The organism is Asticcacaulis solisilvae (assembly GCF_017875235.1).
In the GTDB taxonomy this organism is placed as follows: domain Bacteria; phylum Pseudomonadota; class Alphaproteobacteria; order Caulobacterales; family Caulobacteraceae; genus Asticcacaulis; species Asticcacaulis solisilvae_A.
Map to the genome: position 1 here is coordinate 299,983 of NZ_JAGGMI010000002.1, position 11,567 is coordinate 311,549.

Consider the following 11,567-nt stretch of genomic DNA (forward strand, 5'->3'; position numbering starts at 1 on the left):
GGTACGGGTGTTAGCGGGAGTTTTTGCAGATTTCACGACAGGCCTCCCCCACCCTTGCGGGCGGCCCTGACGGTCAGTTCACGTCCGGTCATGAAAATAGTCCCCCGAAGTGCCGGTTCAGATCGTTCCACGCAGCAAACAGCATCAGGCCTAATATCAGCACCACGGCGATACGAAAAGCCACGTTCTGTACGGCGGGCGAGATCGGTTTACGCGTTATGCCCTGCCAGGCATAGAAGGCCAGGTGCCCGCCGTCCAGCATGGGCACGGGCAGCAGATTGAGGAAACCGACGCCGATCGAAATCGTGGCGGTAAGAAGCAGGAACCGCAGGAACAGGTTGATCAGTTGAACCCGAAGCGGCAGTTGCGCCATTTCCGGGTCCGTGGCGAGGTCGCCTGTCACCTTCGCCATGCCAATCATGCCGCTTAACTGGTCGCCGTTTTCCTTGCCGATAAAGATGCGGCCAAGATAGGTGAAAGTGCGGTCAAGCGTCGCCCAGGTCTCGACATTGGCGCGCACAAAGGCCTGGGCCGGATTAAGCGGACGCCTGTCGATCTTGTCATCGATAGCGATCCCTATGCGGCCACCACTCACCTCGTCGCCGGACTTGCCAAGATCGAGCTTGGCGCGCTCGGGCGTAACCGTCAGGACAACCGGCTTGCCAGCACGTTCGACCTGAATGGGAAAGGTGCTGTCAGCGCGCAACGCCACCAGCATGACGACGTCCGAGCCATTGCCGACATCGCGGCCATCGATCCTGCGAATGACGTCGCCCGGGATAAAACCGGCGCGCGCGGCAGGTGTATCCGGAAAGACCTGGGCCACAGTGGGCCGCCCGATCTGATCGCCGATGATTGAAAACATCACCGTAAAGAGCGCGATCGCCAGGATGAAGTTGAAGACCGGCCCGGCGACGATGATCAGGGCGCGCTGCCACAGCGGCTTGAAATGGAAATAGTCGGCGACGGCCGCGGCGCCCTCGCGCGCGGTGATCGACGCCCGGGCAGCCTCAAGCTCCTCGGCCGACGGCGACATCGACGAGACGTTTTCATCGCCGGCGAACTTCACATAGCCGCCCAGCGGCAGGGCGCTGATGCACCATTCGACGCCACGCTTGTCCTTGCGGCGGAGGAGAATCTTGCCGAAGCCGATGGAGAAACGCTCGATACGGGTATTGAACAGGCGCGCGACGCTGTAGTGGCCATATTCATGGAAGGCCACGATGATCGAAATGATCACCAGCAAAAGCGGTATACCGACCAGAAAGAACTGGATCAAGAAGCGGTCTCCCTCGCGCCGTGGAAGTAAGGCGTTGCAACCTTATCAATCCGGCCGTTCGTCAATGCCGGACCGCTCGTCATACGCCTTGGGTGGCATTGGCGAACAGGCCCCGCACCAGCTCCCGGACACCGGAATCGATGTCGAGCGCCAGCACCATGGCGGCATCCCTATCACGACTTGTGTGATGGGGGGAAGGCATAGACGGTAAATGAGCCTTCATCATGGCAATTTCGACATATTCGGATATCTGTAAAAAAGTGATGCGGCGATCCAGAAACGCCTGCACACATACCTCGTTGGCGGCGTTGAAAACGACCGGCATCCCCTGCCCCGCCTCAAGCGCCTCGCGCGCCAGCCTGAGCATCGGAAAGGCGTCAAGATCCGGCGCGCAGAAGGACAGGTTGCCCTTGGCGACCAGGTCCAGCTTCGGGGCTTGCCAGGTGACGCGGTCTGGCCAGCCCAGGCAATAGGAAATCGGCACGCGCATGTCCGGCGTCCCCAGCTGCGCCAGCGATGAGCCGTCGTCATATTCGACCAGGCTATGGATCACCGACTGCGGGTGGATGACGACGTCGATCCTTTCGGACGGCGTATTGAACAGATAACTGGCCTCGATCAGCTCCAGCCCCTTGTTGGCCAGGGTCGCGGAATCGACGGTGATCTTGGCACCCATGGCCCAGTTCGGGTGTTTCAACGCCTGCTCGACCGTCACCGAGCGCAGGTCGTCGCGCGTCCGGCCCAGGAACGGCCCGCCCGATGCCGTCAGGATCAGGCGGCTGACCTTGTCGGCCTGGCGCGCGTCCAGCACCTGGAAGATGGCGTTGTGTTCCGAATCGACCGGCAGGATGCGCCCGCCGTGCGCCTCCACCCGCTCGATCAGCGCCCGGCCGCAGCCGACCAGGCTTTCCTTGTTGGCCAACGCAAGGGTCGCGCCCGTGGCCGCCGCCGCCCATACGGGCTTAAGGCCGGCTATGCCGACGATCGCCGCCATGATCCAATCGGCGGGTCGACCGGCCGCCACGCAGACAGCGTCTTCGCCGCAAGCGATAGCGAGGCCTGACGCGCCGATCAGGTCACGGAAGACGTTCCATTGCGAGGCGTCGGCAAGGACCGTTATCGCTGGGCGAAACTTCAGGGCCTGTTCGGCCAGCAGCTCGACATTGCGGCCGCCGACCAAGGCTTCGATATGGTAGTCCCTGCCCGGTTCGCCGGTCTCTTCCAGCAGGCGCAGGGTCGATACGCCGATCGAACCCGTCGATCCGAGGATGGAGATACGCCGCACGATTTAGATCTCTGTTCCGAGCATGACGAGAAGACGTATAGCCCCGATCGCGATAATGGCAAACATCAAGCCGTCGACGCGGTCCAGCAATCCGCCGTGCCCTGGGATAAGCGTGCCGGCGTCCTTGACGCCATAACGTCTTTTAAGCGCCGACTCCCACAAGTCGCCGGCCATGGTCGACAGGGCCACGATCAATCCAACGATCAGCCCTGATGTGTCGTGTACGAACAGGTGCGTCAGGTCGTTGAGACTGGCGGCGGTCAGCATGCCAGCGATCATGCCGCCGGCAAAACCTGACCAGGTCTTGTTCGGCGAATAGCGCCGCCACAGCTTGGGCCCGCCGACGATCTTGCCGACGAGATAGGCGGCGCTGTCGGCCGCCCAGGCGATCAGGAAGGCGAAGAAAACCCAGTGGACGCCGTGATGCGTATCCCTGAGCCAGATCAGCACCACGCCCGGCAAACCGATGTAGAAGACGCCATAGGCAGCATCGACCCAGCCGACGCCAAGTCGATAGGCATAGAGCCCCGCGCACAGTGACCCGAAGGCCAGGATCAGCAATGACAGGACGGGATGCCCCAGATAGCCGACGAAGACCGCCGCAAGGATCGCCACGCTGACCGCCACGGCGATCCGGCTGGCGGCCTTGGGTGCGACCATCAGCCCCCATTCAATCCCCAGCAGCGCGATGCCGACGCTGATCATCACCAGGAAGGGCCAGGGCCGCGCGAACGACATCCAGTCGAACGGCATGGCAATGACGCCCAGTACAACCGGGATCAGGACGATGGCGGAAGCGATGCGGATGGACAGTTCTTGCCAGCGGGCGCCGGATTTCGCGGATCTGGCTGGGCTTGACTTAGGCGGGGTGGGCTTAGGCGGGTTGGGCGACATTTCCTGCCTCTATGCCGCCAAAGCGGCGGCTGCGCCCGGCAAAGATGTCGAGCGCCGCCTTGAGCGCGTCGCGCCCGTAATCCGGCCACAGGATGTCCTGAAAGACGAACTCGGCATAGGCGGCTTCCCACAGCAGGAAGTTTGACAGGCGGTGTTCGCCGCTGGTGCGGATCAGCAGGTCGAGCGGCGGCAGGCCATGCGTTGACAGCCCGCCCTCGAACCTTTCCTGCGTAATGTCCTCGGGCTTCAGCGTCCCCGCCTGGACCTGTTCGGCCAGGCTGCGCGCCGCTGCCACGATGTCGGCCTGGGCGCCGTAGTTCAGCGCCACTTGCAGGAAGAAGCGCGAATTGGCCTTGGTCTTTTCGTGGGCGTCGTCGACCAGGTTGACGATATCCGGCGGCAGGCCGTCGCGCTGGCCGATAATGCGGACGCAAACCCCTTCGCGGCGCAGGCGTTCCAGGTCCGACTTGATGAAGGCGCGCAAGAGACCCATCAGGTCGCTGACTTCGGCCGCCGGCCGGCGCCAGTTTTCCGTCGAAAAGGCGAAGACCGTCATGTGGGTGACGCCGAGATCGACGGCCGCCGTAATGGTCTTTTTCAGGGCCTCGACGCCGGCGCGGTGCCCCAGCGTGCGAATCTGTCCCCGCTCCTTCGCCCAGCGGCCATTGCCGTCCATGATGATGGCGACGTGCAGAGGCGTGGGCGCGCTTGCAGGTCTGGTCTCATCGGCGGAGGCGGCGCCTAAGGGCATGAAACGGCTTTCTTACAAATACGAAAAAGGACAGTAAGCGGACAATCTAATCCAGCTTACTGCCGTCCTCTAGTAAAATCAGGTCGTAAAGATGGCGATAAGCGGCAACGCCGCCGACCGCCTGGAGCGATATGGCGAAAAGTGTAAGCGGTTTTCGCCTTAAATATCGCGACAAAACAAAAGTCTAGATCGGTATGATGTTTCCACTTGAAATCATACCGATCTAGACCTGCATGATTTCGGCTTCCTTGGCCTTCAGCATCTCGTCGATGCGTTTGATGGCCGCATCGGTGAAGCCCTGGACCTCGGTGCCGCCCTTCTTTTCCTCGTCTTCCGAGATTTCCGACGCCTTTTCGGCCTTCTTCAGGTCGTCCATGGCTTCGCGGCGGACATTGCGTACGGCAACGCGCTGGGTTTCGGCGTACTTGCCGGCGATCTTGACCAACTCCTTGCGGCGCTCCTCCGTCAGGGGCGGAATTGGGATGCGCAGGGTCTGGCCGTCGGTGATCGGGTTAAGGCCCAGGCCGGCATTGCGGATGGCCTTTTCGACCGAAATGACCAGGCCCTTGTCCCAAACGTTGACGGCGATCATGCGCGGTTCCGGCACCGACACGGCGGCGCAGGCGTTCAGCGCCATGGTCGAACCGTAGGCGTCGACGACCACCTGGTCGAGCAGCGACGCCGACGCGCGGCCGGTGCGCAGGCCCGAGAAATCGTCCTTCAGGGCCACCACGGCCTTGTCCATACGATCCTTATAGCGATTGAGTTCAGGTTTCATGGCAGTTCTCGCTTCCTGCTATTTGTTTTCTTGGAAGTTATTGCGAAATGACGGTATGCACGCCGCCGCCGTGGATGACCTTGGCCAACTCGCCTTCGTTGCGGATGGAGAAGACGACGATGGGGATTTCGTTTTCACGCATCAACGACACGGCCGTCGCATCCATGACACGAAGATCCTTTGACAAGACCTCGAGATAGTTGAGCTTATCATAACGCTGGGCGCTCGCATCCTTCTTCGGGTCGGCGGTATAGACGCCGTCAACCGAAGTGCCCTTGAACAGGGCGTCGCAGTTCATTTCCGCCGCGCGCAGGGCCGCGGCCGTATCGGTTGTGAAGTAGGGCGCGCCGGTGCCGGCGGCGAAAATCACCACCCGGCCCTTTTCCAGATGGCGAATGGCGCGACGGCGGATAAAGGGTTCGCACACGGCATTCATCTGGATGGCCGACTGGACGCGGGTGTCGACACCCAGGCGCTCAAGGGCGTTCTGCATGGCCAGAGCGTTCATGACGGTCGCCAGCATGCCCATGTAGTCGGCCGAGGAGCGCTCCATGCCGACGGCGGCCTTCGAGAGGCCACGGAAGATGTTGCCGCCGCCAATGACCAGGCAGAGTTGGACGCCCTGGCGCGCCACGTCGGCGATTTCCTCGGCCACGGCCTGGACTGTCTTCATGTCGATGCCGAAGCCCTGGTCCCCCATCAGGACCTCGCCGGACACCTTCAGCAGGATGCGTTTGTATTTCAGATCTGCCGGGGCGCTGGCCATGAAAATATCTCCGGGAATCAAATGGGAACCGCCAGGGGCGTATGTTTTCAGCGCCCTGAATAGTTTGCCGTGCCTTGAGACGCAAGGCCAGATAGCGCAAACCGGCAGTAAACCTTACGGGAAAGGCTTTGGCACACGAAAAAGGCGCGACACCCGGGGGCGCCGCGCCTGTTTCAGTCATTCAACAAGGCTTAGGCCTGGCCGCTCATCATCGAAGCGACTTCGGCGGCGAAGTCCTCGGTCTTCTTCTCGACGCCTTCGCCCAGGGCCAGGCGGTTGAAGCCGACGACCTTGACCGGCGTGCCGAGCGTCTTGGCGGTTTCTTCAACCATCTGCTCGACCGTCTGGTCCGGGTTCATGACGAAGGACTGCTTGTGCAGCACGACTTCTTCATAGAACTTGCGGATACGGCCTTCGATCATCTTTTCGATGACCTGCAGCGGCTTGCCCGATTCCTTGGCCTGCTCGGTGAAGATGGCCTTTTCGCGCTCGACGTGTTCCTGGTTCAGGTCCTCGACGTTCAGCGACAGCGGTTGCGTGGCAGCGATGTGCATCGCGATCTTGCGGCCCATCTCCTTCAGCACTTCGGGGTCACCGGCCGATTCGATGGCAACCAGCACGCCGATGCGGCCGAGGTCCGGCGCGATGGCGTTGTGGATGTAGGTGGCGACGACGCCTTCGGAGACCGAGAACTTGGCGAAACGGCGCACGACCATGTTTTCGCCGATCGTGGCGATCAGGTTGGTGATCTCGTCGTTGACGGCGGCGGCGATGCCTTCGACCGTGTCGTTTTCCAGACCAGCCTTGCCGGCGTTGCGCGCCAGCGCCTGGAACAGGTCGTTGCGCGACACGAAGTCGGTTTCGGCGTTCACTTCGACGGCGGCGGCGGTCATGCCCTTGCCTTCGACCTTGGTGGCGATGGCGACCAGGCCTTCAGCGGCGACACGGTCGGCCTTCTTGGCGGCCTTGGACAGGCCCTTGGCGCGCAGCCAGTCCATGGCCGCTTCGATGTCGCCATTGTTCTCGGACAGCGCCTTCTTGCAGTCCATCATGCCGACGCCGGAACGTTCGCGCAGGTCCTTAACGAGCGCTGCAGTGATCTCAGCCATGAAATCCTCCATAGTTCAGAAATTTAAAATCACACGGCTATGCTAGCGGTGATTCATGTCAATTAAACAACAGCTTAAGGACGTAGGTACGCCTTAAGCTGCTGCAAGTCGTGACGAAGCCGGGATTAGCCTGGCCCCGTATATAGGAAGCCTTAGGCCTCTTCGGAAGTCTCGGCCGACAGGGCCGGTTCAACCGGAGCCACGGATGCGCCGAGGTCAACGCCCGAAGCAACCTGACCCGCGGCCAGACCGTCAAGCACGGCGTCGGCGACCAGGTCGCAGTACAGTTGCAGGGCGCGGGCGGCGTCGTCGTTACCCGGGACCGGATAGGTGATGCCGTCCGGATCCGAGTTCGAGTCGAGGATGCCGATGACCGGGATGTTCAGCTTGCGGGCTTCCTGGATGGCGATCGATTCCTTGTTGGTGTCGATCACGAACATCAGGTCGGGGATGCCGCCCATGTCCTTGATGCCGCCCAGCGACAGTTCCAGCTTCTCACGCTCGCGCGTCAGCATCAGCAGTTCCTTCTTGGAACGGCCGGCCGGGTTGGTGTCCAGCACCTGCTCCAGTTCGCGCAGACGCGCGATCGAGCCCGAAATGGTGCGCCAGTTGGTGAGCGTGCCGCCCAGCCAACGGTGGTTGACGAAATACTGCGCCGAACGCTTGGCGGCGACCGAAACCGGACCTTGCGCCTGGCGCTTGGTGCCGACGAACAGAACGCGGCCACCCGAAGCGGCCACTTCGCGCACCTTCAGGAGCGCCTGGTGGAACAGCGGCAGGGTCTGCGACAGGTCGATAATGTGGATGTTGGAACGCGCACCGAACAGGTAACGCTCCATTTTCGGGTTCCAGCGGTGGGTCTGGTGACCGAAGTGCGCGCCGGCTTCGAGCAGGAGGCGCATAGAAATTTCAGGCATAGCCATAAGTCAGATATTCCTTCTTCCGATAATCCTCCGCAAACAGAAAAGCTTCGGCAGGCCCATGCCCGCCTTGGCCTCGGAACGTCCCGGACAAGCCGGGGCGCACGTCTGCGTGTGAGATGACGCGCACCTATTCACAATTTCAAAAAAAAGCAAGCCTTACAGGCAGAAAAACATGCGCTTTGTAACTGGTTTGTCGCGATGTTTAAGCGGAAAATTCCAGAAACGCTTCTTGGCACTTTTCCGCGCATCGCTTAGACATCCTCAAAGTAGGTTACACCCGGCATGGCCTTGAGCCGGCCGCGCAGGGTGGCGTCGAGACTGTAGCGCTGCGGCATCTTGACTTCGACCTCCCCCTCCCCGCTCAGATCGCTGAGAAGGGTGATCTCGCCGCCGGTCTTGGCCTTGGCCTCTTCGAGATAGGTCCGCAGCAGGGTCAGATCGATGACCTGCGCCGAGACATGGACGCGCAGGCCCATATCGTTCGTGCTGAGGGTGGCGGCCAGTGGCGTCGCCTCATCACCGAAGAAGCGCACCTCGCCGTCCCTACCCTTGGAACGCACCTTGAGTACGATCGAGGTGCCTGGTTCGAGATTGTCGCGGTTCTTGCGCAGCGATTCCGGCGGGAACAGAACCTCGTATTCGCCGGTCGGATCGGACAGGGTCACGAAGGCGAACTTTTCGCCTGAGCCCGCCGCGGCGCGTTCCTGGCGCCGGCGAATGACGCCCGCCATGCGGAAGGCCTCCCGGCCTTCCTGGGCCAGGGACAGGGCTTCGGCGTACATTGTGACCTTCTTGCGCCGGAAGACATCGACCATGTCCTGCAGCGGGTGGCCCGACAGATAGAAACCGATGGCCGACAGCTCTTCGTCAAGGCGCGCCGGTCCCGACGACGCCGTGACATTAGGCACACGCGGCCGCGACGACTGGCTGGAGCCAAACAGGCTGACCTGCGACGCCGCCCGCTCGGCCGCCATGCTCTGGGCATAGGCCATGAAGATGTCGGCGCATTGCAGGATTTGCGAGCGGTTTGGGTGGATCGAATCGAAGGCGCCAGCCTTGGCCAGGTTTTCGATGGCGCGCTTGTTGACGGCCTTGGGGTCAATCCGCTCGAGGAAGTCAAAGATATCGGTGAACTTGCCGTCGCGTTCACGCGTTTCGACCACGCTCTGCATGGCTTCGAAACCAACGTTACGGATGGCGCCCAGAGCATAGAGAATTTCGCCGTTCTCGACGTCGAAATCCGCCATGGAGGTGTTGATGTCTGGCGCCTTGATCGTAATCCCGAAGCGGCGGGCGTCCTGATAGAAGACCGCCAGCTTGTCGGTATTGGCGATATCGAGGCTCATGGTCGCGGCGAAGAACTCGACCGGGTGATTGGCCTTCAGATAGCCCGTCTGGTACGAGATGAAGGCGTAAGCGGCGGCGTGCGACTTGTTGAAGCCATAGCCGGCGAACTTGTTCACCAGTTCGAAAATGCTGTCCGACTGCTTTTCCGGCACGCCCTTTTCCGCCGCGCCGGAGATGAAACGGGCCTTCTGCAGGTCCATTTCCTCTTTCTTCTTCTTACCCATGGCACGGCGCAGCAGGTCGGCTTCGCCGAGGCTGTAGCCTGACAGGACCTGGGCAATCTGCATCACCTGTTCCTGGTAGATGATGACGCCGTAGGTTTCCTTCAGCACGGGCTCCAGCGATGGATGCAGCATATCGATCTCGAGCCGGCCGAACTTACGGTCGACATAGGTGTCGATATTGTCCATCGGGCCCGGACGATAGAGCGAGATCAGGGCGGTAATCTCTTCAAGCGACCCGCAGCGCATCTTGCGGAGCGTGTCGCGCATGCCCTGGCTTTCAAGCTGGAACACGCCGATCGATTGCCCCGACGCCAGAAGTTCATAGGTCGGTGCATCATCGAGCGGCAGGGTCGAATAGTTGATGTCGATGCCGCGCTTGCGCAGATATTTCTGCGCCCGGTCGAGCACGGTCAGCGTCTTCAGGCCCAGGAAGTCGAACTTGACCAGCCCCGCGCTTTCAACCCACTTCATGTTGAACTGGGTGGCCGGAATGTCGGAACGCGGATCGCGATAGAGCGGCACCAGTTCAGTCAGCGGCCGGTCACCGATGACGATACCGGCGGCGTGGGTCGAGGCGTTGCGGTAAAGACCCTCAAGACGCAGCGCCGTATCCAGCAGGTTCTTGACCGCCTCTTCTTCGTCGCGTGCCTGCTTTAGACGCGGCTCGATTTCGATGGCCTGGGCCAGGGTCGTCGGATTGGCCGGGTTGTTCGGCACCATCTTACACAGGCGATCGACCTGACCCAGCGGCAGTTGCATGACGCGGCCGGTGTCGCGCAGCACGGCGCGCGCCTGCAGCGTACCGAAGGTGATGATCTGGGCCACACGATCGCGGCCGTACTTTTCCTGGACGTAGGTAATGACCTCTTCGCGGCGTTCCTGGCAGAAGTCGATATCGAAGTCGGGCATCGAAACCCGTTCCGGGTTCAGGAAGCGTTCGAACAGCAGACCGAAACGCAGAGGATCTAGGTCAGTAATGGTCAGCGCCCAGGCGACCAGCGAGCCGGCGCCAGACCCCCGGCCCGGTCCAACCGGCACCCCGTGATTTTTACCCCACTTGATGAAGTCCGAAACGATCAGGAAGTAGCCGGGAAAGCCCATCTTCTGGATGACGCCGATTTCGCGTTCCAGCCGCGCCCAATAGTCTTCCTCGGGGACAGCCAGCTTGACCTGCTTCAGGCGCTCTTTCAGCCCCTCGCGCGCCTGATAGGCCAGTTCTTCGTCTTCGTTACGGCCATCGCCGGTATCGAAGCGCGGCAGGATGGGATCGCGCTTGCTGACCATGAAGGCGCAGCGACGGGCAAATTCGAGTGTGTTGTCACAGGCTTCCGGCAAGTCCTCGAACAGTTCCCGCATCGCCTTGGCCGGCTTGAACCAGTGGTCCTTGGTCACCTTGCGGCGGTCATCAACCCCCAGGAAGGTACTGTCGGAAATACAGAGCAGGGCTTCGTGGGCGCGGAACAGGTCGGGCGAAGCAAAATAAGCGTCATTGGTCGCCACCAGCCCGACATCGTTCTCATAGGCGAATTCGACGAGGCCGATTTCAGCCGGGCCACCCTTGATGCCGCCGTGCGGCCCGCCGTCGTGGCGTTGCAGCTCGATGTAGAAACGGTCGCCAAAGACGTCGAGCATAGCCTTGAGCGCTGCCTTGGCCTCTTCCGGCTTGTTCTGGCGAAAGGCGATATCGACCGGGCCGTCAAAGCCGCCTGACAGCAGCAGCAGGCCTTCGTTGTTTTCAGCAATATAGTCCCAGGTGACGTGCGGTTCCTGGATGCCGTCATTGTCGACATAGGCCTTGGACGACAGTTTGGTGAGGTTGAGATAGCCCTGTTCGTTCTGGGCATAGAGGGCGACGGTCGGAATGCGCGCCCAGTTCTCCTTAGGCACACCGCCGATTTCCTTTACCGGGATAGCGGCGCCGATGATCGGCTGAATGCCTGCATCCTTGCAGGCCTGGGAGAATTCAAGGGCGCCGTAGAGATTGCAGCGGTCCGTAATGGCGACGGCCGGCATCTCATTCTTCAGCGCCAGCTTGCCCAGGTCGTAGGCCTTGATGGCACCTTCCAGAAGGGAATAAGCCGACCGCACCCTCAAGTGGACAAAGTCTTCGCTCACAGCCGCCTCCTGACTTCAGGTCTTTTGCGACTCACGCCGCCATGGACAGAACCTGACACATAACGGTGACAAAAGCCGCTACGGAAGCGAAAGACA

9 protein-coding genes are annotated in these 11,567 nt (G+C 61.4%); all 9 read right to left on the reverse strand.

Going from position 1 to position 11,567, the window contains the following annotated elements; genetic code table 11:
* Positions 1 to 88 precede the first annotated feature (88 nt).
* Entirely contained in the window at positions 89 to 1,279 is a 1,191-nt protein-coding gene (locus J2X24_RS04480) for a M50 family metallopeptidase (protein WP_245344444.1), read from the reverse strand.
* Positions 1,280 to 1,358: 79 nt separating this feature from the next.
* Positions 1,359 to 2,567, reverse strand: a complete 1,209-nt coding sequence (gene dxr / locus J2X24_RS04485; RefSeq protein WP_209718281.1) for a 1-deoxy-D-xylulose-5-phosphate reductoisomerase — start codon at positions 2,565 to 2,567, stop codon at positions 1,359 to 1,361.
* Positions 2,568 to 3,458 carry a phosphatidate cytidylyltransferase gene (locus J2X24_RS04490; protein WP_209717225.1) on the reverse strand — a complete coding sequence of 297 codons (891 nt, stop codon included), beginning with the start codon at positions 3,456 to 3,458 and terminating at the stop codon, positions 2,568 to 2,570.
* Entirely contained in the window at positions 3,439 to 4,209 is a 771-nt protein-coding gene (uppS, locus tag J2X24_RS04495) for a polyprenyl diphosphate synthase (protein WP_209717228.1), read from the reverse strand. The genes J2X24_RS04490 and uppS overlap by 20 nt, the downstream gene beginning before the upstream one ends.
* Before the next feature lie 223 nt (positions 4,210 to 4,432).
* Positions 4,433 to 4,987 carry a ribosome recycling factor gene (gene frr / locus J2X24_RS04500; RefSeq protein WP_209717231.1) on the reverse strand — a complete coding sequence of 185 codons (555 nt, stop codon included), beginning with the start codon at positions 4,985 to 4,987 and terminating at the stop codon, positions 4,433 to 4,435.
* A gap of 37 nt (positions 4,988 to 5,024) precedes the next feature.
* Positions 5,025 to 5,753 carry a UMP kinase gene (gene pyrH, locus J2X24_RS04505; protein WP_209717234.1) on the reverse strand — a complete coding sequence of 243 codons (729 nt, stop codon included), beginning with the start codon at positions 5,751 to 5,753 and terminating at the stop codon, positions 5,025 to 5,027.
* Between the two features lie 191 nt (positions 5,754 to 5,944).
* Entirely contained in the window at positions 5,945 to 6,862 is a 918-nt protein-coding gene (gene tsf / locus J2X24_RS04510; protein WP_209717237.1) for a translation elongation factor Ts, read from the reverse strand.
* A 152-nt stretch (positions 6,863 to 7,014) separates the two neighbouring features.
* Positions 7,015 to 7,785: a 30S ribosomal protein S2 gene (gene rpsB / locus J2X24_RS04515; protein ID WP_209717240.1), complete on the reverse strand. Its 771-nt coding sequence runs from the start codon at positions 7,783 to 7,785 to the stop codon at positions 7,015 to 7,017.
* 251 nt (positions 7,786 to 8,036) lie between these two features.
* The gene (gene dnaE / locus J2X24_RS04520; protein WP_209717242.1) at positions 8,037 to 11,471 is read right to left on the reverse strand and encodes a DNA polymerase III subunit alpha; all 3,435 of its coding nucleotides are present in this window, start codon (positions 11,469 to 11,471) and stop codon (positions 8,037 to 8,039) included.
* Positions 11,472 to 11,567: the final 96 nt, after the last annotated feature.

Excerpts from the sequence above, each read along its gene's own strand:
- uppS (WP_209717228.1), bottom strand. The coding sequence starts at position 4,209 with ATGCCCTTAGGCGCCGCCTCCGCCGATGAGACCAGACCTGCAAGCGCG.
- tsf (WP_209717237.1), bottom strand. The coding sequence starts at position 6,862 with ATGGCTGAGATCACTGCAGCGCTCGTTAAGGACCTGCGCGAACGTTCC.
- pyrH (WP_209717234.1), bottom strand. The coding sequence starts at position 5,753 with ATGGCCAGCGCCCCGGCAGATCTGAAATACAAACGCATCCTGCTGAAG.
- J2X24_RS04490 (WP_209717225.1), bottom strand. The coding sequence starts at position 3,458 with ATGTCGCCCAACCCGCCTAAGCCCACCCCGCCTAAGTCAAGCCCAGCC.
- rpsB (WP_209717240.1), bottom strand. The coding sequence starts at position 7,785 with ATGGCTATGCCTGAAATTTCTATGCGCCTCCTGCTCGAAGCCGGCGCG.
- frr (WP_209717231.1), bottom strand. The coding sequence starts at position 4,987 with ATGAAACCTGAACTCAATCGCTATAAGGATCGTATGGACAAGGCCGTG.